General features: G+C 58.4%; 21 protein-coding genes and 4 pseudogenes. 7 read left to right on the top strand and 18 right to left on the bottom strand.

Annotation, left to right across the window (positions count from 1 at the left end; genetic code table 11):
• Window positions 1-57: 57 nt before the first annotated feature.
• Genes DXA70_RS07505 through DXA70_RS07495 form a run of 3 tightly spaced genes read right to left on the bottom strand, consistent with a single transcriptional unit; the run spans window position 58 to window position 3,458 of the window.
• Window positions 58-1,203 (bottom strand): mandelate racemase/muconate lactonizing enzyme family protein, encoded by a 1,146-nt coding sequence (locus tag DXA70_RS07505; protein ID WP_128118099.1) that lies wholly within the window; start codon window positions 1,201-1,203, stop codon window positions 58-60.
• 34 nt (window positions 1,204-1,237) lie between these two features.
• Window positions 1,238-2,140: an alpha/beta hydrolase gene (locus DXA70_RS07500; protein WP_128118098.1), complete on the bottom strand. Its 903-nt coding sequence runs from the start codon at window positions 2,138-2,140 to the stop codon at window positions 1,238-1,240.
• A gap of 22 nt (window positions 2,141-2,162) precedes the next feature.
• Entirely contained in the window at window positions 2,163-3,458 is a 1,296-nt protein-coding gene (locus DXA70_RS07495; RefSeq protein WP_243001210.1) for an SLC13 family permease, read from the bottom strand.
• A gap of 32 nt (window positions 3,459-3,490) precedes the next feature.
• On the opposite strand from DXA70_RS07495, the gene DXA70_RS07490 reads away from it, so the two are divergent.
• Both DXA70_RS07490 and DXA70_RS07485 read left to right on the top strand, forming a co-directional pair.
• Complete coding sequence (locus DXA70_RS07490) at window positions 3,491-3,874, top strand: hypothetical protein (RefSeq protein WP_128118097.1); 384 nt, start codon at window positions 3,491-3,493, stop codon at window positions 3,872-3,874.
• A complete protein-coding gene (locus tag DXA70_RS07485; protein WP_128118096.1) occupies window positions 3,871-4,806 on the top strand; it encodes an AraC family transcriptional regulator in 936 nt (311 codons plus the stop codon). Before DXA70_RS07490 ends, DXA70_RS07485 begins: the two co-directional genes overlap by 4 nt.
• Before the next feature lie 84 nt (window positions 4,807-4,890).
• Here DXA70_RS07485 and uvrC read toward each other — a convergent pair.
• From uvrC to DXA70_RS07440, 9 genes and pseudogenes are all read right to left on the bottom strand, one after another.
• Window positions 4,891-6,731, bottom strand: a pseudogene (gene uvrC, locus DXA70_RS07480) (excinuclease ABC subunit UvrC); the annotation flags it as partial.
• A complete protein-coding gene (locus DXA70_RS07475; RefSeq protein WP_128118095.1) occupies window positions 6,728-6,970 on the bottom strand; it encodes a hypothetical protein in 243 nt (80 codons plus the stop codon). The gene DXA70_RS07475 and the pseudogene uvrC, both read right to left, overlap by 4 nt.
• Before the next feature lie 102 nt (window positions 6,971-7,072).
• On the bottom strand, window positions 7,073-7,336 hold the full coding sequence (locus DXA70_RS07470; RefSeq protein WP_005920365.1) for an HPr family phosphocarrier protein: 264 nt from the start codon (window positions 7,334-7,336) through the stop codon (window positions 7,073-7,075).
• Window positions 7,337-7,491: 155 nt separating this feature from the next.
• On the bottom strand, window positions 7,492-8,832 hold the full coding sequence (gene trmD, locus DXA70_RS07465; protein ID WP_128118094.1) for a tRNA (guanosine(37)-N1)-methyltransferase TrmD: 1,341 nt from the start codon (window positions 8,830-8,832) through the stop codon (window positions 7,492-7,494).
• A gap of 3 nt (window positions 8,833-8,835) precedes the next feature.
• Entirely contained in the window at window positions 8,836-9,381 is a 546-nt protein-coding gene (rimM, locus tag DXA70_RS07460; RefSeq protein ID WP_128118093.1) for a ribosome maturation factor RimM, read from the bottom strand.
• Window positions 9,382-9,441: 60 nt separating this feature from the next.
• Entirely contained in the window at window positions 9,442-9,675 is a 234-nt protein-coding gene (locus tag DXA70_RS07455) for a KH domain-containing protein (protein WP_005920371.1), read from the bottom strand.
• Window positions 9,676-9,691: 16 nt separating this feature from the next.
• Window positions 9,692-9,949 (bottom strand): 30S ribosomal protein S16, encoded by a 258-nt coding sequence (rpsP, locus tag DXA70_RS07450; RefSeq protein WP_128118092.1) that lies wholly within the window; start codon window positions 9,947-9,949, stop codon window positions 9,692-9,694.
• A gap of 128 nt (window positions 9,950-10,077) precedes the next feature.
• Window positions 10,078-11,433, bottom strand: coding sequence for a signal recognition particle protein (ffh, locus tag DXA70_RS07445; protein WP_128118091.1), 1,356 nt, complete (start codon window positions 11,431-11,433; stop codon window positions 10,078-10,080).
• A 33-nt stretch (window positions 11,434-11,466) separates the two neighbouring features.
• Window positions 11,467-11,850: a sigma factor-like helix-turn-helix DNA-binding protein gene (locus DXA70_RS07440; protein WP_128118090.1), complete on the bottom strand. Its 384-nt coding sequence runs from the start codon at window positions 11,848-11,850 to the stop codon at window positions 11,467-11,469.
• Window positions 11,851-12,057: 207 nt separating this feature from the next.
• On the opposite strand from DXA70_RS07440, the gene DXA70_RS07435 reads away from it, so the two are divergent.
• The 5 genes and pseudogenes from DXA70_RS07435 (at window position 12,058) to DXA70_RS07425 (ending at window position 15,984) form a co-directional block, all read left to right on the top strand.
• Window positions 12,058-13,017: a pyridoxal-phosphate dependent enzyme gene (locus DXA70_RS07435; RefSeq protein WP_128118089.1), complete on the top strand. Its 960-nt coding sequence runs from the start codon at window positions 12,058-12,060 to the stop codon at window positions 13,015-13,017.
• A 30-nt stretch (window positions 13,018-13,047) separates the two neighbouring features.
• Window positions 13,048-13,191 (top strand): annotated as a pseudogene (locus DXA70_RS15425) (MATE family efflux transporter); the annotation flags it as partial.
• Window positions 13,192-13,250: 59 nt separating this feature from the next.
• Complete coding sequence (locus DXA70_RS15420; RefSeq protein WP_347553522.1) at window positions 13,251-13,643, top strand: MATE family efflux transporter; 393 nt, start codon at window positions 13,251-13,253, stop codon at window positions 13,641-13,643.
• The gene (locus DXA70_RS15415; protein ID WP_347553521.1) at window positions 13,637-14,386 is read left to right on the top strand and encodes an MATE family efflux transporter; all 750 of its coding nucleotides are present in this window, start codon (window positions 13,637-13,639) and stop codon (window positions 14,384-14,386) included. Before DXA70_RS15420 ends, DXA70_RS15415 begins: the two co-directional genes overlap by 7 nt.
• Before the next feature lie 227 nt (window positions 14,387-14,613).
• Window positions 14,614-15,984 carry an NCS2 family permease gene (locus tag DXA70_RS07425; protein WP_022257438.1) on the top strand — a complete coding sequence of 457 codons (1,371 nt, stop codon included), beginning with the start codon at window positions 14,614-14,616 and terminating at the stop codon, window positions 15,982-15,984.
• Window positions 15,985-16,055: 71 nt separating this feature from the next.
• Here DXA70_RS07425 and DXA70_RS07420 read toward each other — a convergent pair whose 3' ends face one another.
• The 6 genes and pseudogenes from DXA70_RS07420 to DXA70_RS07395 form a co-directional block, all read right to left on the bottom strand.
• Window positions 16,056-16,283 (bottom strand): hypothetical protein, encoded by a 228-nt coding sequence (locus DXA70_RS07420; protein ID WP_112148634.1) that lies wholly within the window; start codon window positions 16,281-16,283, stop codon window positions 16,056-16,058.
• Window positions 16,284-16,311: 28 nt separating this feature from the next.
• Window positions 16,312-17,498: pseudogene (gene gltS / locus DXA70_RS07415) on the bottom strand (sodium/glutamate symporter).
• Between the two features lie 116 nt (window positions 17,499-17,614).
• Window positions 17,615-17,923, bottom strand: coding sequence for a hypothetical protein (locus tag DXA70_RS07410; RefSeq protein ID WP_128118088.1), 309 nt, complete (start codon window positions 17,921-17,923; stop codon window positions 17,615-17,617).
• 115 nt (window positions 17,924-18,038) lie between these two features.
• Entirely contained in the window at window positions 18,039-19,037 is a 999-nt protein-coding gene (locus DXA70_RS07405) for a beta-methylgalactoside transporter (protein ID WP_128118087.1), read from the bottom strand.
• 18 nt (window positions 19,038-19,055) lie between these two features.
• Window positions 19,056-20,597: a sugar ABC transporter ATP-binding protein gene (locus tag DXA70_RS07400; protein ID WP_128118086.1), complete on the bottom strand. Its 1,542-nt coding sequence runs from the start codon at window positions 20,595-20,597 to the stop codon at window positions 19,056-19,058.
• 171 nt (window positions 20,598-20,768) lie between these two features.
• Window positions 20,769-21,814, bottom strand: a pseudogene (locus DXA70_RS07395) (substrate-binding domain-containing protein).
• Between the last annotated feature and the right edge of the window lie 607 nt (window positions 21,815-22,421).

Below are 22,421 nucleotides of genomic sequence, written 5' to 3'. Positions count from 1 at the left end.
CTTTTCCGAAAGAAAAAGAATGGGGATTGATCACAAAAAGAAAAGAAAATCGCAACCTTACCAGTCCTTGACCGAGCCATCAAAGGCACGGCGGGCGGACGTGCTGCCGCGCTCCTTGGCGGGGTAAAGCTCTTCGGCGTCGTCCGCCAGCTCCACGCCGATGCCGGGAGCCTCGGGGATAAGCATACAGCCGTTCTCAAAGCGGAGCGGCTCTTTGACCATTCTATCTTCTGCACCATTGAGGCAGAAACCGGGCAGCTCCTGGATCCCCAGATTGGGGATGGAGGCGCAGATCTGCAGGCAGGCAGCGGTGGAGACGGGGCCCAGCGGGTTGTGCGGGATGACCAGCACATCGTGTGCCTCGGCCAGAGCGCAGATCTTTTTGCTGGTGGTAATACCGCCCACAGCACAGACGTCCGGGCGGACATACTGGCAGGCGTGGCGGGCCATCAGCACCTCAAACTCACGGAGGTCAATGGCGCGCTCGCCCGTGGCGATGGGCACCCCCACCTTGCTGGCTACTTCAGCCATGGTATCCACGTTATCGGGCGGGACGGGGTCCTCCAAAATCATGGGGCGATAGGGCTCCACGGCACGGCCAAAGGCCACAGCCTCCGGCAGAGTCATGCCGCGGTGCACTTCCAACACGAAGTCAAAGTCAGGGCCGACCGCCTCGCGGGCCACGCGGACTTTCTCCACCTCCCGCTCAATGCGGCTGGAGAAGAACTCACCTTTGCCGTCCGGCGAGCTGGTGGGGCCGTTGCAGAAGATCTTGGCGGCAGTAAAGCCCATCTCCTGCAGCTGCTGGTACTGTTTGGCCAGCTCCTGCTGATCCTCGGTGAGGTGCATGACAGAGGCGTACACCCGTACTTTTTCACGGGTCTTTCCGCCCAGCAGCTCATACACGGGCACACCCAGGGCCTTGCCCTTGATATCCCACAGGGCGATATCGATGGCCGAGATGGCGCTCATGATGACCGAACCGCGGAAGTAGACTGAACGCAGGAAATTCTGGTTGTAATCCTCGATACGGAACGGGTCTTTGCCAATGAGATAGGTGGCAAATTTTTCAATGGCGGCAGCCGTGGCCTGCAAATAGCCCCAGTTGCCTGCCTCGCCCAAGCCTACGATGCCTGCATCGGTATACACCTGCACAAACAGGTAGTGCTTGGCAAAGCGAAGCTTGACGTCGGTAATTTTCATAAATTCAGCCTCCAGTTTTTGCTGCGCTCGGGTTTCAAATCAATGATAGATGTTCCTGGAAGAATTTGCAATGCAGTGCCAGGGCCCGCTCCCAACCGGGGGTCCGATTGGTGGTAAAGCCGTGCATAGCCTCCGGGATGCGCTGGGCTGTGACGCAGACGCCTGCCTTGACCAGCCGGAGAACAAAGGCCTCCACATCCTCCCGCAGGCTGTCCTCTCCGGCCGAGAGGATCAGGCTGTCTGGGAACGAGGCCAGTGCCTCGTCCGCAGCTTTTGCCGGGGAGCAGAGCGGATCCGCCGGGTCGGCCTTGCCCACATAGAAGTCTGTGTACAGCTTTTCCGTCTCCGCGCGTTTTGCCCAGAACGGGTCTTTCTGCAATTCCGGAGAAAGCCGCCGGAGCGGATTCACTGTATTGTCTGTCGGGAAATATTCCATCAGCACGCAGCAGGGGTGCAGCCGATGGGTCTCGGCATTTTTCAGGCAGACCGCCGCTACCAGGTTGCCGCCTGCGCTGTGCCCGGCCAGAATGATCTTGTCCGGGTCGATGCCCAGCTCTTCTGCATGGTCAAAGGCATAAGCGGCGATGCCGTAGGCCTCTTCCACGGCTGCGGGGAACGGTTCTTCCGGAGCAATGCAGTAGTCCACGTCCCAGACCAGAGCATTCAGCTGCTCCATGATGGTGCAGCAGTAGCGGCGGTCACGGTCAGTGCGGCCCTTGATAAAGCCGCCGCCGTGGAAGTTCAACAGCAGGGCTGCTTTGGCAGGCAGATGCTCCGGACGCTCCTCGAACACATGGACTTTGCGGCCATCGGCCACTTCGACCCAAAGTTCTGTTTCGGTGCCGGGCAGTGCGGCCAACTCTTCCTGACTGACCGGGCCGAACCGGTCACGGCTACGCACCTGCTGAGCCGTTGCAATTTTTTCTTCCAGTGTCATTTTGTATGCTTCCTTTCCGGGATCAGAATGCCGGCAGCACTGTCATGGTGTAGAAGATATAAACGAAGGGTAGAATCAGCGTGATGAGCGCGCCGCTCTTGATAATTGCCTTCAGGTCGTAACCGCCGTCAGCCATGCACATGGGGACAGCGGGGGTAGCCATAGGAGTCAGGAAAGCGGTCAGAGAGCCAGCATTGACCAGCAGCACCAGTCCGGTGGGGTTAGCACCCAGAGCGGAGCAGGTCAGCAGGCAGATGGGAATAAAGACAGCGGAGACAGAGCGGTTGAGCATAAACTGAGTGAGCAGGAAGGGGATGATGAAGAACAGGGCACCGAGGACATAGTTGTTGTGAGTGCCGCCGACGGCCGTTGCCAGAGCGTTGCCAATGAGGTCGCCTGCGCCGGTGTTGGTCAGGGCAGTGCCCAGAGCCAGCGCACCGACAAAGAGCATCAGCATATCCCAGGGGATGTCGCGGAGAGCAGATTTCTGATCAACCACGCCGAACAGTACCATCAACAGGCTGCCCACCAGAGCAACGGACCAGGTAGTGAGGTGGAGCTGAGAAGAGAATATGAGGCAGAGGATGGTCGCAAAGAAGATAATGATGCCGAGTTTATCCACCAGCGGGCTGAGCTTCTGGGCCTGCTTGCCGGATTTCCTTTCTTCCAAAGCCTCGATGGGAACCACAGGCTCTTTGGGGGTGAACTTGGGACCAAGGAACAGTGCCCAGAGCGGGACAACAATGAGAACAGGCCATGCAGCGAGGGTGAAGTCCGTGGGCTGGATGCTCATACCGGCAAAGCCGTAGGTCTCCATGAAACCGGTGTACTGGCCAGCCATCTGAATGGCTGTTGCCAGTGGGAGGATGCCGCAACAGGCCACGCAGACCACCATGACAGGGAACATATACTGGCTGCGGCTGTGTCCGGTGTTATCGCACAGGGCAGCCAGCAGTGGACTGACGATGGCATAAACGACCATGGGGCTGGCAATGAAGTTGGTGAGCAGGACAGCCAGCAGGATGTAGCCGAAATAGGCCATCCGGAAGCTGCCACGGGTCACTTTCATGATGGCATCGCACATGCCATCCACCAGAGAGGTGCGGCGGAAGCCTGCGGCCACCACAAACATGGTAGCCATCAGCAGGGTGTTGACATTGGAGAAGCCGGCCAGTGCACCGCTTGCATCAATGCATCCGGTAAAGTAAAGTGCTGCCAGAGAGATCATGGCAGTGAGCCACATGGGGATCTTGTTCAGCATATAGCTGACCAGCGTTGCCGCAAAGATCACCATACAGATGATCATTTGAGTGTTCATAAATGTTTCCCTTTCCGTTTGATTTTTCTCGCATGTTCAAACTCGAAAAGTCCGCAGCTGCCCGGGCATGGGGCTTTGTTGTGCTTATCTTAACAAATAATTCATCGTTTGTCGCGGCCAAATATTCGCCTTTTTCTCCGCCCGGACAGATTTCCCCCGGCCTAGCTTTGACAAAGATTCCACAATCCATTTTGCAAAAAATCCAAACATTTTCCCTGTGTGTTTTCGCCAACACATACCTCTTTCTTTTGTATGTTTTGCCGAATCATCCTGTCAAATTCCAGCCAAAAGCGCAGAAAAAGCAGTTGACTCGTCGTATTTTTTCGGTTATCCTTGAGAAGAGCCCTGCACAGAAAAATCTTATCCGAATCTTTTCCACAGGGAAAATGTTTGGATTTCGGGAGGAATTCCAATGACATCTGCCCATTATCAGCTGGACTGGCCCCGGGAGAATCTCATAGTCCGGTGCTTTGTCCACGACGTGATGAACTACCGCTACCACTGGCATGAAGATGACTATGAGCTGAGCATCCTGCTCCACGGCACCCAGGAATACTGCCGCGGCAACAAAAATTTTCTCCTCCGGGAAAACGATATCATCCTCACGGCCCCGGGCATCGGCCACGCCTCCATGGGCCAGCAGGCCGATACCATCGCCTTTGTGCTCCACTTTTCGGCTTCCGCTTTTAAGCCGTTCCTCAAAAAAGGCGGCATCTATGATTTTCCCTCCTGTCTCTCCGACGAGACGACCCGGGAGAGTGCCGATTACCGCCAGGTCCGGTTCTACGCCAGCCAGATCTTCCGGTTTGCTCAGGAGGGCGGAGCCTATGCCCAGCTGGCCGTCCGTGCCAACCTGGACCTCCTCATCATTACCCTCTGTACCCGGTTCTCCCCCACCCTGCTCAACACCCTGCCGGAGGATAAACCCCGCCGGGATGCCGTCCGCCGTCTGCTGGCGTATGTCTCAGACCATTATGCCGAAAAGCTGACCCTGGAAGACCTGGCGGACTACGCCCAGTACAACCGCACCTACCTTTCCACCCTCTTCAAGCAGATGGTGGGCATCAACTTCCACGAGTACCTGACCCGCGTGCGGTTCCAGCACGCCCTGGCCGATCTGGCCATGACTTCGGACAGTCTCACTGACATCGCCCTCCGCAATGGCTTTGCCGACCTGAAAACGTTCAACGCCCGGTTCCGCGCCACCCTCCAGCGCACGCCTGCCGAGTACCGCGCACAACTTCGCCCAGGGCGGGTAATGGACGGGATGCAGCGCAAATTTCTCCCCTCGGACGACCCTCTGCTCCAGCGCAAGCTGAATGAATATCTGCAGATCGGGCTGGCCTGATACAGAATACAGAAAACGCCCCGTACAGAAGCAGCTGCTCTGTATGGGACGTTTTGTCTTGGAATGGTTTTTTTCACCCTGCGGGTGGAAATATTCGTAGATGGTCTGTGCGGTCTGCTTTCCCACGCCGGGGGTATTTTCCAGCTGGTCAATCGCGGCCTCCCGCACGGCGCTTACGCTCTTGAACCGGGCCATCAGGGCCTTGGCCGTTTTGGGGCCGACGCCCGGCACCTCGGTCAGGGTGGAGGCGTAGCTTTTTTGGTGCATCTGCTGTTTGCGGTAGGCGTTGGCAAAGCGGTGCGTCTCATCCTGAATGGCCGTGATGAACGTGAATGTGCCCCGGTTCATGTTGATGGCGATTTCCCGGCCCTCGCTGTCCACGATGGCACGGGTGCGGTGGTGGTCATCCTTGACCATGCCGTAGAGGGGGACGTCGGCCAGGGCCGTGCCTGCCAGCGCCTCCCTGGCGGCGCTCACCTGGCCCCGGCCGCCGTCCATCAGGAGCAGGTCCGGCTTCTGGCCGAAATAGTTATTGCTGGGCTCCCCTGCCTTGGCCAGAGCGGCGTATTTTTCGTACTCCGCCGCCCGCCGGGAGACGGTCTCCGCCAGCGAGGCGTAGTCGTCGGTGCCCAGCACGGTTTTCATCTTGAACTTGCGGTAGCCCGCCTTATAGGGCTTGCCGTCCTTGAACGTGACCATACCGCAGACACTGGTGCCATCGCCCCAGTTGGAAATATCGTAGCTCTCAATGGCGCGGGGCGGCTTTGCAAGGCCCAGCACCTGGGCCAGCTCGTCCAGCAGCTTTTCTTCCCGGGCATAGCGGCCGCTCTCCCGGGCCAGACGCTCCACTGCATTGGTGTGGGCCATCTCGACAAGACGGGCCTTATCGCCCCGCTGGGGGACGTAGAGCTGCACCTCGCTCCCCCGCTTCTCGTTCAGAGCCTGCTGCAGGGCGTCGGCGTCCGGCGGCAGCTCGTCCACCGCGATGACCTTGGGGATCTGCTCGTCGTCCAGATAGTACCGGGGCAGAAACTCCTCCCGCGCGGCGGCGATATCCGCCGTATCGTGGAAAAGGAACTCCCGCTTATCCGTCAGCCGTCCCTCTCGGAAGCGGAGCACCGCCGCGCAGACGCTGCCGGGGGTGCCCGCCAGTGCCACCACGTCCATCTCCACATCCGGGTCCACGACCACTTTCTGGCCCGCCGTCACTTTGGTGATGGCGTTGATCTGGTCGCGGATCAGGGCCGCTGTCTCAAATTCCAGCCGGTCGGAGGCTTCCATCATCCGCTCGTTGAGGATTTTCAGGATGTCTTTTTTGCCGTACCGGATCAGGTGGACCGCGCTCCGGACCGCTTGATTGTAATTTTCACAGCTGATCTTGCCGCTGCACACGGCCATGCATTTGCCGATATGGGCGTTCAGGCAGGGGCGGCCCCTGCCGATCTCCTGCGGGAAGCGCTTGTTGCACCGGGGCAGCAGAAAGGCGTCCATGGCCGTTTCGGCCATCTGCCGGGCCGCAAAGCTGGAAGTATAGGGCCCAGATACTCCGCGCCGTCGTCCTCTTTCTGGAGCACGAACGAGAGCCGGGGCCACTCCTCTTTGGTGATCTTGATATAGCTGTAACCCTTATCGTCCTTGAGCAGGATGTTGTATTTGGGGGTGTGGGCCTTGATCTGGCTGGCTTCCAGCACCAGTGCCTCAAACTCACTCTGGCAGACGATAACATCGAATGCATCGGCGTGGGCGATCATCTGACTGACTTTGTTGTCGTGGGGCACACCCTCCCGGAAATACTGGCTGACCCGGATGCGGAGCCGCTTGGCCTTGCCGATATAGATGATGGTATCGGTTTTATCCCGGATAATATAAACACCGGGTAAAAGCGGCAGCATACAGGCCTTTTTGTAAAGTTCCGCCTTGGTCATTCCGCATCGCTCTCCCGGTTTTTGCGGGCCTGGCGGATGTGATCCAGAGAGCGGAAAATGCCAAACCAGGCGGGCACAGTGTACCACCAGCCGGGTTTCTTATCTTCATCGGCTGCAAACCAGAGGGCAAACTGGACAATGAGCAGCGTGACGAACATGCCCAGCGCAAAATACCACGGACGACCGGAATCACAGAACGCCACAAATTTCCGCATGGTTTCTTCACTCGGTTTTTTCATGGGGAATGTCCTCCTTTTTCAGATCTTTCATTTCCGGGTTCCCTCCCGGTAGCAAAAAAGCGGCAGGAAAAGCTCCCGCCGCTTCAAAATCAAAGGCTCGAATTACTCTGCAAAGCCAGACTCTACCAGCTTGATGAGGCCATCCACCGCGGCCTGCTCGTCAGCGCCATCGGCAATGATGCGGATGGTAGTACCGCCAACGATGCCCAGAGACAGAACGCCCAGCAGGCTCTTAGCGTTCACGCGGCGCTCCTCTTTCTCGACCCAGATGGAAGACTTGAACTCGTTTGCTTTCTGGATGAAGAAAGTAGCGGGACGTGCATGCAGACCAACCTGATTTTCAACGGTAACTTCTTTGACGTACATAGTAAAACGCTCCTATCTATTATCGTTCTCGGGGATGCAATTTTCTTTCGTGCCTGTTGCGTTGTACTCATTTTAGCGCAAGACGAAACCGTTGTACAGCCCCCCGGCGCATTTTTGGCGGTTTTCCCAATGAAATCCGGGGCGTTTTTCACCTTTTATACAAAGACAACAAAATTATTCCCCCAACGTTGGCGGGGTAATACAAAAGTTTTCAACAATTTTAGCACTTGGGACCTTTTTCTGCTCCCTGTGACAAAGTTTTCAGCCCTCGTACGCATGGTGACCATGGCACACTTGTGCACAACGCCGGGCAGGGCAGCCGGGTCAAATTCCTCTTCCACTTCCCCGGTCAGCCGCCAGCCCATGCGGGTATACAGCGCTTTGGCGCGGGCATTGGTGTCCAGCACACTGAGCACCGGGTGCGGGTGTTCCTCCAGCTTTTTACGGGCAAAATCCAGCATCTTGACGCCAAAGCCCCTGCCGCGGGAAGCTTCCGTCACATATAAATGCTCGATCCTGCCCTCTTTATGACTGACGCTGACCATTCCGTCCGGCACATCCTTGGTGCAGTGGAGATAATGGGCATAGCCGTCTTTCTTTTCCTGCTGCAGCCGGGCGAGAAATTCTTCTTCCGTGAGGCGGGCACAAAACTCCGGCGTCCAGTTCTGGGCGCAGACGGCGCGGCGGCCCTCCAGCATCAGGCGGGCGGCGGCAGCCATCTGCTCCTCGGTTTTCACAAGGCGCATGTTCTCGCCCCGCTTCCATTTGGGCAGCTCGGTGATGGGGTGGGTGGCACACCACTCTTCATAGAGCTCCGGGCGGCGCAGGCGGGTGCGGGCGCGGCTCTGCTCCCCGCGCCAGGCGTCGATCTTCTGATGATCACCGCCCAGCAGCACCTGAGGCACGGCGCGGCCCTCCCAGACTTCCGGGCGGGTATACTGCGGGTACTCCAGCAGGCCGTCCCAGTAGCTCTCCTCTTCATAGCCTTTCTGCTCCGCCAGCACGCCGGGTTTGAGGCGGAGGACGCTGTCAGCCACCACCAGGCTGGCAAGCTCACCGCCGGTGAGGATATAATCGCCGATGGAGAGTTCCTCATCCGCAAAGGCGTCGATGACACGCTCATCAATGCCCTCGTAATGGCCGCAGACCAGGGTGAGGTTATCATACTGGGCCAGCCGCCGGGCATGCTCCTCGGTGTATCGCTGACCGCCTGCCGTCAAGAACACGATATGCGGGGCGGGGCGTCCCTGTTCCGCCACCTCTTTCTGGACGGCCCGCAGACAGTCCGCGATAGGCTGGGCGTACAGCACCATGCCGCACCCGCCGCCATAGGGATAATCGTCGGTCTGCTTCTGCTTGTTGAGGGTGTAATCCCGGATCTGGTGGCAGTGGGTCTCAATATAGCCCCGCTTGGCGGCACGGCCGATGATGCTGGCATCCAGCACCTGCTGGCACATCTCCGGGAAGAGGGTCACGATATCCACACGCATCCCCATGGCTCACTCCGCCTCCTCTTCACTGCGCTCACTGTCAAAATCATCGTCCAGCAGGCCCGGGATGGGGGTGACAAGGATGTACCCCTCCGGCGGGTTGCGCTCTTTCAGGAACGCGTCCACCCCGGGGAACATATATTCCTTGCCGCCGGGGCTCTTAACGGTGTAAATATCCTGGGCGCCGGGGTGGTCCACGCTGGTGACGATGCCATACACCTTGCCGGTATCGGCGTCCCGCACCTCGCACCCGATGAGATCGGCCACATACCAGCGGCCCGCCGGGAGGGTGGCGTCATTCCGATCAAAGTAGAACACCTGGCCCCGCAGTGCCCGGGCAGCGTCCATATCGTCCACGCCCTCCAGCTGGAGCAGAGCCATCTGGCCCTGAGCGCGGATGGACTTGATCTGATAGCACTTGCCGCCGTTGAGGGAGGGGTAGAGCCTGCCCACCTTTTTGAGGAACGCGACGCCATCGCACCAGAGTTCCAGTTTCATTTCGCCGCGCACCCCATGGGTCGTTACAACTTTTCCGGCTTCGAGATATTGCTGCATAGTTTACTCCTTAACATACAAAAAGGCCCCTTGCCTTGCGGCAAAGGGCCCGTAGGGTGCTCAGTCGATCTCAACAAGGACCTTTTCATCGACCCGCACAGCAGCCGCGCGCATCACCACACGAATGGCTTTTGCGATCCGGCCCTGCTTGCCGATGACACGGCCCATATCTCCCTCTGCCACGCTCAGGTGGTAGACGATGGTGCCGTCCTCGCGGGGCTCGTCCACCGTAACTTTAACGGCGTCCTTATCCTCCACGAGACCGCGGGCAACTGCCAGCAACAGCTCCTGCATGAGTCAGCCCTCCTACTTACAGAATGTTGGACTTCTTCAGCAGGACGCGGACGGTATCGGTGGGCTGTGCGCCGTTAGCGATCCACTGCTTTGCCTTCTCAGCGTCGATGTTCACCTCAGAGGGCTCCTTGTTCGGATCATAAGTGCCGATCTCCTCGATGAAACGGCCGTCGCGGGGGAAGCGGCTGTCAGCAACAACAACGCGATAGAAAGGAGCCTTCTTGGCGCCAACGCGGCGCAGACGAATCTTAACTGCATGGTAATATCCTCCAATAAATGTTTTTGTGTTTTATTTATCTGTACAAACCCGGCTTGGGTCTTATACCAACAGGAAAGAAAAACCTCTCCGTCACGGCTTTCGCCGTGCCACCTCCCCTGGCAGGGGAGGCCTATGCGGAAATTTTATTTCAAGCCCTTGAACGCGTTCGGGTTGCCCATCAGGCCGCCCAGGCGGCGGGCAAAACCCTTGGGGCTCTTTTTGAACTGCTTCATCATCTTCTGCATCATCTCAAACTGCTTGAGCAGCTTGTTGACGTCCGAGACCTGGGTGCCGCTGCCCGCGGCAATGCGGCGCTTGCGCTTGGGGTTGATGATGGAAGGGTCTTCGCGCTCGGCCTTGGTCATGGAATAGATCATGGCCTCAATGCGGTCAAACGCTTTCTCGTCGATCTGGCTGGCGTCGATGCCGGACATGCCGGGCATCATGCTCAGCATGGCACCCGCGCCGCCCATCTTGCGGATCTGGGCGAACTGGGCCAGCATATCGTTCATATCAAACTTGTTTTCCAGCATCCGCTTGGCCGTCTCTTCGGCGGCCTTTTCATCGGCGGCATCCTGTGCCCGCTCAATGAGGCTGAGCACATCGCCCATGCCAAGGATGCGGCTTGCCATGCGGGAGGGGTGGAAGACTTCGAGGTCATCCAGCTTCTCGCCGACGCCCTGGAACTTAATGGGCTTGCCCGTCACGGCCAGCACGGAAAGCGCCGCGCCGCCGCGGGTATCGCCATCGGTCTTGGTCAGGATGATCCCATCCACGCCGACGGTCTCATTGAACGTCTTGGCGACATTGACGGCGTCCTGACCGGCCATGGCGTCCACCACCAGCAGGGTCTCGTCCACGGGGACAGCCTCTTTGATCTGGACCAGCTCCTGCATCAGGACTTCGTCGATCTGCAGACGGCCGGCGGTATCCAGAATGAGGATGTCGTTGCCGTAGTCCTTGGCGTGAGCCAGGGCCTTCTTGGCGATCTCCGGGGGCTTGGCACCCGGCAGGGTGAAGACGGGGGCGCCTGCCTGTTTGCCCACCACCTGCAGCTGATCGATCGCGGCGGGGCGGTAGATATCGCAGGCCACCAGCATGGGACGGCGGCCCTGCTTGATGAAGTACTTGGCCAGCTTGGCCGCGTGGGTGGTTTTACCGTTGCCCTGCAGGCCGCAGAGCATGAGGATCGTCTGGCCTTTGTTCTTGATGATGAGACGTGGGGCCTCCTCGCCGCCCATCAGGGCAACGAGCTCCTCGTTGACGATCTTGACCACCTGCTGGGCGGGGGTCAGGCTCTCCATGACCTCCTGGCCCATGGCGCGCTCCGAGACCTTGGCACAGAAGTCTTTGGCAACCTTGTAGTTGACATCGGCTTCCAGCAGGGCCATCCGGACCTCGCGCATGGCTGCCTTGATATCGGCCTCGGTCAGTTTGCCGTGGCCGCGCAGCTTTTTGAACACACCGGCAAGGCGGTCCGTCAAAGATTCAAATGCCATTGTTCGGTGCTCCTCTCAAAGTTTTGTTCCCGTTCAGCTCTCGTTTACTTCGTCAATGGAGCGGATGAGGCCCAGCATCTTGTTCAGGGTCTCCACATACTCCGTGGTGGTGAGCTTTGCATAAAGGCCCGTGCACTCAAACCGTGCATCAATGACCAGCTGTTCCAGCTGTTCCAGCGTCTCCTGTACCCGGCGGTACCGGGCTGCGAAGCCGACTTTTGCTTCCAGCTCCTTGAGAGTGGTCTCGCCATGCTTGATGGCGTCCCGTGCCCCCTGCCGGGTGATGCCGAAGTTTTCTCCGATCTCGCTGAGGGAGAGGTCATCATTGTAATACTGGCGCAGCATCTCGCGCTGTTTGGGCGTGAGTACCTCGCCGTAAAAATCAAGCAGATAGCCCATTTCAAAATCCTTTGCCACCGCTCTGACCTCCGATGTTTGTAAAGGTTTTTTGCTTTACATACGGAGTATACCAGAACCAGCAAAGCCTGTCAAGGGGTTTATGGGGCAGTTCGCCAAATTTTTCGGCAAAAATTCGCCGTTTTTGCCAAAACGCGGCTTGACGCCCCACCCGCTTTGCGTTACGATTAAATTGTATGTCGCCCACTGCGGAAAGGAGCTGTCATCATGCCCATCTACCAGAATCTCTACCAGACCCTGCTGCCCTGCCCCATTGTGGAGCTGCGGGGCTATCTGGCCGCCTGCGGGCTGCGGGGGCGGCTGTATGCCTATCTGGACTACAACGGCCCCACCGGCACGGCACGGGACAACCTGGCCGAGGGGATGCTGGCTCTGGCGGACGAGCGCGGGGCCCTCAAGCCCGGCCAGCCTGTCATCGAGGCTTCTTCCGGAGCCTTTGCGCTGGCACTGACGCTGGCCGGGCAGACGGCGGGCCACCCTGTGGTGCTGACCATGCCGGAGGACGCCCCGGCCCTGCGGCAGGAGCAGCTGCTGCGGCTGGGAGCCAAAATCCTCCATGTCCCGGCCCGGGGCGGGCTTTCTGCCGCCCGGGCGCTGGCCAGGCAGACCGCCGCCGAAAAAGGCTGGTACGATATGAACTGGCTGGCCAACGACGACAACCCGACGTTCCACCGCCGGGTGACAGGCCCTGCCATCGTCAAATCCATTGCGCGGGAGGGTGCCAGCATCGTGGACACCGTCACCATCGGGGTGGGCAGTGCAGGCACCATCACGGGCGTGGGCGAGACCATCAAGGCCTGGACCAACGATGTGCGGATCGTGGCCGTGGAGCCTTATGAATCCCAGGCCCTCAGCGGCGGGCTGACGGGCAATCACGGCATCCCGGAGATCGGCTTTGGGCTGGTGCCCGAGAACTACAACGCCTACGTGGTGGACAATGTGGCCGCCGTGACCACGGCCGATGCCGCCCGGGCGGCCCAGCGGGTCCTCCGCACCGACGCCATCCCGGCTTCCATCAGTGCAGGGGCCGCCCAGCGGGTCCTCCGCACCGACGCCATCCCGGCTTCCATCAGTGCAGGGGCCGCCCTGCACGCCGCCGCCCAGCTCCTCGCCAACGGCACCAGCCGCTCGGCGCTGGCAGTGTTCAGCGGACGGCAGAGTTTATGATATGAGAAAGGAAAAAGAGGAAAACACCCCATGACAAAAGACATGACGACCGGCGCGATCACCCCGCTGCTGGTCAAATTCACCATTCCCCTCGTGCTGGGCAATTTGTTCCAGCTGACATACAACGCCGCCGACAGCATCATCGTGGGCAAATTTGTGGGCGAGGAAGCCCTGGCCGCCGTCGGCACCTCCAACCCGCTGATGACGCTGGCCATCCTCTTCATCAACGGCATGTGCTGGGTGCGGGCATTCTGGTCAGCACCGCGTTTGGCGCGGGCGACCACAAGCTGGTGGAGCGGCAGGTCTCCACGGCCGCCATTGCGGGCACGGCGTTCTCCGTGGCATTCTCCCTGCTCTGCGTCCTGCTGGCCACGCCCCTGCTCCGGCTATTGCAGGTGCCGGCAGACATCCTGCCCATGGCCGTGCGGTATCTCCGCATTGTATTTTCCGGCCTGATCTTTACATTCTTTTATAATTTTCTGGCCGCCGTCATGCGGGCACTGGGCGACAGCAAGAGCGCCCTGTATTTCCTGATGGTCAGTTCGGTACTGAACATCGGCGGCGACCTCTTCTTTGTCAAGGTGCTGGCCTGGGGCTCGGAGGCTGCGCCCTCTCCACGGTGCTGAGCGAGGCAATGTGCTGCCTGCTCTGCGCTATCTACATCAAATACAAAGTGCCCATCCTCTGCCTGGGGCGGCGGTGGCTGGTGTTTGACGGCAAGCTGCTCAAGAAGATCGTCAGCTACGGCTGGGCCAGCGCCATGCAGCAGGCCACTGTGCAGATGGGCAAGATCGCGGTGCAGGGCATCGTGAACACCATGGGCGTCAACACCATGGCCGCCTTTGCCGCCGCCAGCCGCATTGACGACTTCGCCTATACCCCGCAGCAGAACATTGCCCACGCCATGACCACCCTCATGGCCCAGAACCGGGGTGCCGGCAAAAAGGACCGGGTGAAAGAGGGGTTCCGCTGCGGCATCCGCATTGAGCTGGTGTATGCGGCCGGGCTCACGGTGGTCTGCTTCTTCGGGGCCGAGGGCATCATGCGGATGTTTGCCGAGGAGCCGGAGGTCATTGAGCTGGGCGCGCGTTTCCTGCGGCTCATCTCTCTGATGTACTTCCTGCCCGCGCTGACCAACGGCATCCAGGGCTTCTTCCGGGGCATCGGCGATCTGAAGATCACCCTGCGCAGCAGTATGCTGAGCATGGCAGCCCGTGTGCCCTCCGCCGCGCTGCTGGTGCTGTATTTCCACATGGAGATCGAGGCCCTGCCCTGGAGCTACGCTTTTGGCTGGTTCCTCATGCTGGCCTACGAAGTGCCGCCCATGCTCCGCTTTTTGCGCAGCGGCACGATGGAAGGAAACGAATAAAATCGCAAGGGCTTCTTCTCCTCCAGGCCGAGAAGAAGCCCTTGCTTTGCTATTTTGTGCACTTTCTTCAAAATAAGTCGTACTCTTTTGTGGGTTTCCGCAAAATTGTGTATTTTTCGTTAACAATGTCCATAGACAACCTGTTTGCGCCCGTGCTACAATAAACTTTGTTCTTTTCCCATTGCCGCGCGGGCAACGGGGAACAAAAAACACAGGAGGAATTTTTCATGCTTGAAAACATCTTTCACCTGAAAGAGAACCACACCGATGTAAAGACCGAGCTCATGGCAGGTGTCACCACCTTTATGACGATGGCCTACATCCTTGCGGTCAACCCCAGCATCCTGTCCGCTTCCGGCATGGACGCCAACGCCGTCCTGATTGCCACCTCTCTGGCATCGTTCGTCGGTACGGCCCTGATGGCTCTGCTGGCCAACTACCCGTTCGCGCTGGCCCCCGGCATGGGCCTGAACGCCTACTTTTCCTACACCGTTGTCCTGACCATGGGCTACAGCTGGCAGCTGGCCCTGATGGCCGTCTTTGTGGAGGGCATCATCTTCATCGTTCTGAGCCTGACCAACGTGCGTGAGGCCATCTTTAACGCCATCCCCATGACGTTGAAGAGCGCTGTCAGCGTCGGCATCGGCCTGTTCGTGGCATTCGTCGGCCTGCAGAACGCCAAGCTCATCATCAACAGCGATTCCACCCTCGTCACCTACCAGCACTTCAAGGGTGAGACGTTCCACAGCGTGGGCGTGGGCGCTATCCTGGCCCTCATCGGCATCGTCATCACGGCCATCCTGCTGGTAAAAAAGGTCAAGGGCGGCATCCTGTACGGCATTATCATCACCTGGGTGCTGGGCATCCTCTGCGAGCTGGCGGGCATCTACATCCCCAACCCGGATGCAGGCATGTACTCCGTCATCCCCACCTCGTTCATCAGCTTTGACTTCTCCGCCCTGGGCAAGACCTTTGGCCAGGTGTTCAAGGTCGATTTCAAGGGCGTGGGCATCCTGAACTTCTTCGCCGTCATGTTCTCGTTCCTCTTCGTGGACTTGTTCGATACCCTGGGCACCCTGATTGGCGTGGCCTCCAAGGCCGACATGCTGGATGAGGACGGCAAGCTGCCCCACATCAAGGGCGCGCTGCTGGCCGACTCCATCGCCACCTGCGCCGGTGCCGTGCTGGGCACTTCCACCACCACCACGTTCGTGGAGAGCGCTTCCGGCGTCACCGAGGGCGGCCGTACCGGCCTGACCAGCATGACCACCGGCGTGCTGTTCCTGCTGGCTGTGGTGTTCAGCCCCCTGTTCCTCACCATCCCCTCTTTCGCTACCGCTCCGGCTCTGGTCATCGTCGGCTTCTATATGATGGGTTCTGCCCTCAAGATCGACTTTTCTGACCCCAGCGAGGGCATTCCCGCGTTCCTGACCATCCTGGCCATGCCCACCGCTTACAGCATCTCTGAGGGCATTGCCATCGGCGTCATCTCCTGGACCCTGCTCAACGTCATCACCGGCAAGGCCAGCGAGAAGAAGATCAGCCCCCTGATGTATGTGCTGACCGTTCTGTTCATCCTGAAATACGTCCTGCTGTAAGCTGTTTCCCACAAGCTTTCCAGCAGCATGAAAAATGCCATCGTCTTGCGACGATGGCATTTTTGTTTTGCTTATTTTTTGTGGGGAAGATGGATCTCCGGGATGGCCACGTTATCGTAGTGGATCACCTCTCCCTGCTCCTCATGCTCCGGCGAGTGCTTGACCTTGCCGGTGTGGAACTCCGGCACCGCCACCGTCTCGTTCCGGTCATAAAGATACAGGTGATGCTCCTCCGGCTCATGCTGCTTCCAGTGCTTTTCCAGCCAGCGGACACAGCGGCGACGCAGCTCGTGTTTCATTGCGTGGAACGCCTCCTCTCGGCATTGCTCAGATCAGGTTGATGAACAGGGTGATGGCCAGGCTGTTCAAAAAATCCGCAAACAGACTGCCCACCAGCGGGATGATAAGGTACGCCTTGATGGAGGGGGCGTACTTCTCGCAGACCACCTGCATGTTGGCCATGGCGTTGGGGGTGGCCCCCATACCGAAACCGCAGGTGCCGGACACCAGTACCGCGGCGTCGTAATCGCGGCCCATGACGTTGAATACTACCAGCACCACATACAGCAGGATGAACACCGTCTGCCCGGCCAGCAGCACCACCAGCGGGCCCGCCAGGTCGGCCAGCTGCCAGAGCTTGAGGGTGATCATGGCCATGCCCAGGAAAAGGGAAAGGCTGATACCGCCGATGTCGTTGATCTCGCCCATGTGCACCACATAGCTCCGCTGTACTCGCCGATGTTCCGGATGCAGGCGGCTGCGATCATGGCCCCGATGTAGACAGGGAACGTCATGCCCGTGAGGGAAAGCAGCTTGGAAACGATGGTACCGATGCCCATGGCAATGATGATCTGGAACGTGGCCGCGGGGTACATGCTGGCGTGGCGCTCATGCTTGATCTCATCCTCCACCAGCAGGCTGTCGTCCTCGGGCACCACAGTCTTGAGCAGGTCATGGCGCTCGATCAGAGCCTTGCCCACCGGGCCGCCCATGATGCTGCCCGAGATCAGGCCGTAGGTAGCCGCTGCCGTACAGAGGGTGGTGGCACCCTGCACCCCAAAACCCTCCAGCATGGGGCCGAATGCGCCCGCCGTACCGTGGCCGCCCACCATGGGGATGGAGCCCGTGCACAGGCCCACCAGCGGCGAGATGCCCAGCACGTTGGAAAGCCCGATGGCTACAAAGTTCTGCCCCACGATGAGGCCGATGACCAGCACCAGAAACACGATCATCGCCGTGCCGCCGCTCCGCAGCACCTTGAGGTTGGCCTGGAAGCCCACCGAGGTGAAGAAGAAGACCATGCAGACTTCTTTTAGAATATCATCAAAGGCGAACTCTGCAATGCCCGTTCCATAGCATACGCAGGTAAACACGGCGAACAGCACGCCGCCGATGACCGGGGCCGGAATGCAGAAGCGCTCCAGCAGCCGGACTCTCCGCCGCAGAAAGCGGCCCAGCATCAGCACCACCACCGCGACTGCGAGGGTCTGATACATATCCAATGTGATTTGCAGCATAATTTTTGAATTCTTTCCCCTTTTCCTCTAGGATCCGGGTGCCGACAATGCACCCGCTGCTTTCCGTGCATTGTCTATTATACTCACCTGCTGCATGAAATACAATCACTCATTCAGCCGCCAAACAGGCCGAAAAAGCTGGTATGGGTAAAGCCCAGGACCAAGAACAGGAGGATCAATGCAAACAGCACCCCGATGATGATGTCCATCTGGTGGACCGTCAGGGGGAATTTATCATAGAGTTTCTCTTTCGGGTTGACGAAATCAGGGTCGTTGTTGTTCAGCAGTTTCTTTTTGCCCGTTTCGCTCTGCGCCTTTGCCGCCTCGAATGCGGCCTGCTCTTTTTCCAGCTGGGCTTCCCGCTGGGCCAGCAGCGCCTCCCGCCGGGCCAGCTCTTCTTCGCGGTTCGGATTCTCTGCCATAGGGTAAATCGCCTCCTTGCGTTGATAGGGTTATTATAGCACACTTGTGCCAGACAAAAAGTGGGCCGCCCACTTTACCAGCAGGCGGCCCGATAGGCGCTCTCTCTTGGGGAAATTACTTCTTGGCCAGATACTTGCGGATATCAATGGCGACAGCCACGATGATGACAAGGCCCTGGACAATGTAGGTGTAGGAGGAGTTGACGTTCATGAACTGCAGAGCCACTTTCATCAGCTCGAAGACCAGCACGCCGACCAGGATGCCGGGGACAGTGCCGACACCGCCGGTGGTGGAAACGCCGCCGATGGTGGAAGCCGCGATGGCGTCCAGCTCATAGCCCATTGCAGTGTTGACGGATGCGCCGCCGGACTTTGCAGCCAGCAGGCAGCCTGCCAGACCGAACATGCAGGAGGCCAGGATGTAGATGCGGATCTTGGTGGCGTAAACGTTGACACCGGCCACCTCAGCAGCAGCCTCGTTGCCGCCGATGGCGTACATGTACTTGCCGTGGCGGGTCTTGTTGTACAGGAACCAGAAGCAGGCAGCCACGACCAGGGCGATCCAGATCAGGACCGGGACGCCGACGATGGTGTTGGAGGCCAGAGAGGTGAAGTTCTTGTTCAGGGAGCCGATGGGGGTACCGCCGGTGTAGACCAGGCAGATACCGTAGACGACCTGCTGCATACCCAGGGTTGCGATAAAGGGCTGGACTTTCAGGTAGCTGACGACCAGGCCGTTGGCCAGACCCACAATGGCGCAGATGGCGATGACCAGGATGAAGACCACCGGGGTGGGCAGGGTGGGCAGATTGGGGTAGAACTTACCGGCCGCGCCCTCGGTCTGCGCAAAGATGCAGGCCAGGCAGGCTGCAAAGCCAGCCAGACGGCCTGCGGACAGGTCGTTGCCGGTGGTGATCAGGCAGCCGGAAATGCCCAGCGCGATGATGTAGCGGATGGACACGTTCTTGAACAGGTTGATCAGGTTTGCAACTGCAAAGAAGTTGGGGTGGATGATGCCGACGATGAGGGACACCGCGAGCATCAGGACGATAATGGCGTTTTCACTCAGCCATTTCTTAGCGGACTTGCCGCTTACTTTCTTGGTAGCTTCCACAATAGACAGCCTCCTTGTTTACTGATTGGCCGCTGCCGCTTCCGGTGCGGTCTCGAACTGGGTGGCCAGAGCCATGATGTTTTCCTGCGTTGCATCCTTGCCGTCGATAAAGCCGGTGATGCGTCCATCGCACATGACCATGACACGGTTGGACATGCCGATGATCTCGCTCATTTCGGAGGAGATCATGATGATGCTCTTGCCCTGCTTTGCCAGGTCTGCAATGATGCAGTAAATTTCATATTTCGCGCCAACGTCGATGCCGCGGGTGGGCTCGTCCAGGATGAGCACGTCCGGGTTGTTGGCCAGCCAGCGGGCGATCAGCACTTTCTGCTGGTTGCCGCCGGAAAGGCTCTTGATGGCGGTCTTGGGGCTGGGCACCTTAATGGCCATCTTTTCTTTGTTGGTAGCCACCAGGTCCAGGATCTTCTTGTCGTCCAGCATGATGGGGCCCTTGCGCAGAGCGTCCAGCGATGCAATGGAGATATTATCGGCCACGCTCAGCACGCCCATGATGCCCGTTGCACGGCGGTCTTCCGTCAGCAGAGCCACGCTCTTCCGGATGGCGTCGCGGGGCTGTCGGATGTTGACCTCTTCGCCCTTGATCCACACCTTGCCGGAGGTGTGGGCACGCAGGCCGAAGATGCCCTCCATCAGCTCGGTACGCTGGGCACCCACCAGACCTGCCACGCCCAGGATCTCGCCTTTCTTCAGCTCAAAGCTGCAGTGGCGGAACGAGCGGGGATGGATGGAAGTGAAATCTTCCACTTTCATCATGACCTCGTCCGAGGGGTGGTTTTCCAGCGGGGGATACAGGTTGGACAGCTCACGGCCGACCATCTTGGCGATGATCTGCTCCTTGGTCATGTCCGCCACATCCCATTTGCCGATGTAATGGCCATCGCGCATGATGGTGACTTCGTCGGCGATGACCTTGATCTCGTCCATCTTGTGGCTGATGTAGACCAGCGCCACGCCCTGCTCTTTCAGCTCCCGCATGATGCGGAAGAGCGATTCGACTTCGTTGGCCGTCAGCGAGGAAGTGGGCTCGTCCAGGATCAGCACCTTACAGTTGGCGGAGACTGCCTTTGCAATTTCCACCATCTGCATCTGTGCAATGCTCAGCGCGCCCAGCTTTGCGTGGGAATTGATGTCCAGCTTCAGCTTTTTCAGCAGGGCATCGGTATCTTTGTACATTTTGGCGTGGTCCACAATGGTGATGGGACCTGCCTTCTTGGTGGGGTAGCGCCCCAGCCAGATATTCTCGGCCACGGTACGGGCCGGGATCGGCTGCAGCTCCTGGTGCACCATCGCGATGCCGCGGTTCAATGCTTCCAGGGGGTTGGGGATGGTCACTTTCTGCCCCTCATATTCGATCTCGCCCTCGTCCATCTTGTAAATGCCGAACATGCATTTCATCAAAGTGGACTTACCGGCACCGTTCTCGCCCATCAGGGCCATCACTTTACCGGGGCGAAGCTCCAACTGCGCGTGGTCCAGCGCTTTGACGCCGGGGAAGGTCTTGACCACGCCTTTCATTACCAGACGGTATTCTGACATTCCGCAGAGCCTCCTTGTGTATGGAATGATGGTGCTTTCTGGCAAACCCTGTTCAAAACAAGACGCGTGCGTGGAGAAATTGCTCTCGCACGCACGCGCTTTTTAGCTTTCAATCAAGCAATCAGGTTCACTGCGCACCTTGCAACTGTGGGGGATTTCCCAGCTGTTCGATTAGAGGTACTGAGCAGCGTTCTCAGTGGTGACCTTGACGTAGTCAACCCAGTAGTACTCTTCCACGTCGCTGCCCTCAACGAACAGCTTGGTAGCCTCAGCGGCTGCGGTAGCCTGGCCAACGTCATCGTTCAGGACGGTACCGGTCATCTTGCCGTCAACAACGTTCTGGACAGCCTCTTTCAGAGCGTCAACGCCGACCAGATAGATGTCGGTGCCAACGGTGCGGCCAGCCTGCTCAATGGACTGCAGAGCGCCCAGAGCCATTGCGTCGTTGTTGCAGAAGACGACTTCGATCTTCTCGCCGTACTGTGCCAGAGCGTTTGCCACGTCCTGCTGTGCGGTGGTCTGATCCCAGTTATCCAGGTACTCGTACAGGCACTCCACTTCCTTGCCGGCATCGGTCAGAGCTTGATGGAGTACTCGGTACGATACTGAGCGTCGATGTTCTCGGGGTCGCCCTTGCACATGATGTAGGTGATCTTGCCGTCGCCGTTGATATCGCCCTGGGTCTCGGTCTCCAGGATCAGCTCGCCCTGGTAAGTACCGGACTGGCGTGCGTCTGCACCAACGTAGCAGCACTTGCCAGCGTAGGAGTCCAGAACAGCCTTGTCGGGCTCACGGTTGATGAAGACGATGGGGGTGTCGGACGGAGAGATGGTATCCACGATGGTCTGAGCGGAAGTGGTCTGGACGGGGTTGATGATCAGCACGTCCACGCCCTGCTGCAGGAAGGTGTTGATCTGCTCGGTCTGGGTGTTCTGGTCGTTCTTGCCATCCACGATGGTCACGGCGTAGCCCATGTCTTTCAGGTACTCTTCCAGATCGGTGCGGTACAGGGTCATGAAGTTATCGGCAAACTGATAGATGCAGACGCCGATGTTGGCAGAACCGGAAGCAGCAGCCTCAGAGGAAGCAGCAGCGGTAGAAGAAGCTGCCACGGAAGAAGCAGCAGCGGTAGAGCTGGCGGAGCCGCCGCAGGCGGTCAGGACGCCAGCAGCGCCAACAACAGCAGAAGCCTTGATAAAGTCACGACGCGAAATCATTTTCATAGTTTTGTTCTCCTTCATTCGCATATCACAGCATTGCAGGTTTTTTGCATGATTTGATGCATTTCCTGCGTTCTGTTTGTATTATAACCGTCTGAGAAACCGTTCGCAATAGAACAATTCACCAAGATTCTGAGCTGTATTTTGTCAATATTTCACAGTAGCTATTGTTGTATCCAAGAATCTTTTTGTAAAGCAGCACAATTTTTCATGAAAGTGCAACTTGTGTCCAAATTTTCTGCAATGGTGCGGAATTTCTATCAAAATTGTTACAAGCCCGCCGCGCGTTTTTTCGAGCCCGTGCAACAATTTTCCTGTTTTCCCGGTTTTTCATTTCATTCCCGGTTTGTATTCAGAGGCTCTGTTGTATCTTTGAGGCGTTTTGGCCTCTTTGGGTCACTTTTGCACCCATTTCTCCGGGATCTTATCGGGCAACACTGGCTAACTTTCTAAAATTCCGAAACGTTGTAAAATCCTGACATCTTTTTGATTGCAATCACGCTTTTAACGTGATATCCTTATATATCATATTGTGAGAAGTCCGTATGGGGGCTGTGCGGTTTTTGAGCCCTCCGCGAGAAAGGAATCCCCGGCAGCGTTTTTG

Source organism: Faecalibacterium sp. OF04-11AC, assembly GCF_003460645.1.
Taxonomy (GTDB): domain Bacteria; phylum Bacillota; class Clostridia; order Oscillospirales; family Ruminococcaceae; genus Faecalibacterium; species Faecalibacterium prausnitzii_I.
Note: the sequence above shows the minus strand (reverse complement) of the source record. Positions and strands in the feature narration are given on the sequence as shown.

Coding starts and splice junctions, on each gene's coding strand:
- DXA70_RS07505 (WP_128118099.1), bottom strand. CDS start 1,203: ATGAAAATTACCGACGTCAAGCTTCGCTTTGCCAAGCACTACCTGTTT.
- DXA70_RS07500 (WP_128118098.1), bottom strand. CDS start 2,140: ATGACACTGGAAGAAAAAATTGCAACGGCTCAGCAGGTGCGTAGCCGT.
- DXA70_RS07495 (WP_243001210.1), bottom strand. CDS start 3,458: ATGAACACTCAAATGATCATCTGTATGGTGATCTTTGCGGCAACGCTG.
- DXA70_RS07490 (WP_128118097.1), top strand. CDS start 3,491: ATGTTCAAACTCGAAAAGTCCGCAGCTGCCCGGGCATGGGGCTTTGTT.
- DXA70_RS07485 (WP_128118096.1), top strand. CDS start 3,871: ATGACATCTGCCCATTATCAGCTGGACTGGCCCCGGGAGAATCTCATA.
- DXA70_RS07475 (WP_128118095.1), bottom strand. CDS start 6,970: ATGAAAAAACCGAGTGAAGAAACCATGCGGAAATTTGTGGCGTTCTGT.
- DXA70_RS07470 (WP_005920365.1), bottom strand. CDS start 7,336: ATGTACGTCAAAGAAGTTACCGTTGAAAATCAGGTTGGTCTGCATGCA.
- trmD (WP_128118094.1), bottom strand. CDS start 8,832: ATGGGGATGCGTGTGGATATCGTGACCCTCTTCCCGGAGATGTGCCAG.
- rimM (WP_128118093.1), bottom strand. CDS start 9,381: ATGCAGCAATATCTCGAAGCCGGAAAAGTTGTAACGACCCATGGGGTG.
- DXA70_RS07455 (WP_005920371.1), bottom strand. CDS start 9,675: ATGCAGGAGCTGTTGCTGGCAGTTGCCCGCGGTCTCGTGGAGGATAAG.
- ffh (WP_128118091.1), bottom strand. CDS start 11,433: ATGGCATTTGAATCTTTGACGGACCGCCTTGCCGGTGTGTTCAAAAAG.
- DXA70_RS07435 (WP_128118089.1), top strand. CDS start 12,058: ATGCCCATCTACCAGAATCTCTACCAGACCCTGCTGCCCTGCCCCATT.
- DXA70_RS07425 (WP_022257438.1), top strand. CDS start 14,614: ATGCTTGAAAACATCTTTCACCTGAAAGAGAACCACACCGATGTAAAG.
- DXA70_RS07420 (WP_112148634.1), bottom strand. CDS start 16,283: ATGAAACACGAGCTGCGTCGCCGCTGTGTCCGCTGGCTGGAAAAGCAC.
- DXA70_RS07410 (WP_128118088.1), bottom strand. CDS start 17,923: ATGGCAGAGAATCCGAACCGCGAAGAAGAGCTGGCCCGGCGGGAGGCG.
- DXA70_RS07400 (WP_128118086.1), bottom strand. CDS start 20,597: ATGTCAGAATACCGTCTGGTAATGAAAGGCGTGGTCAAGACCTTCCCC.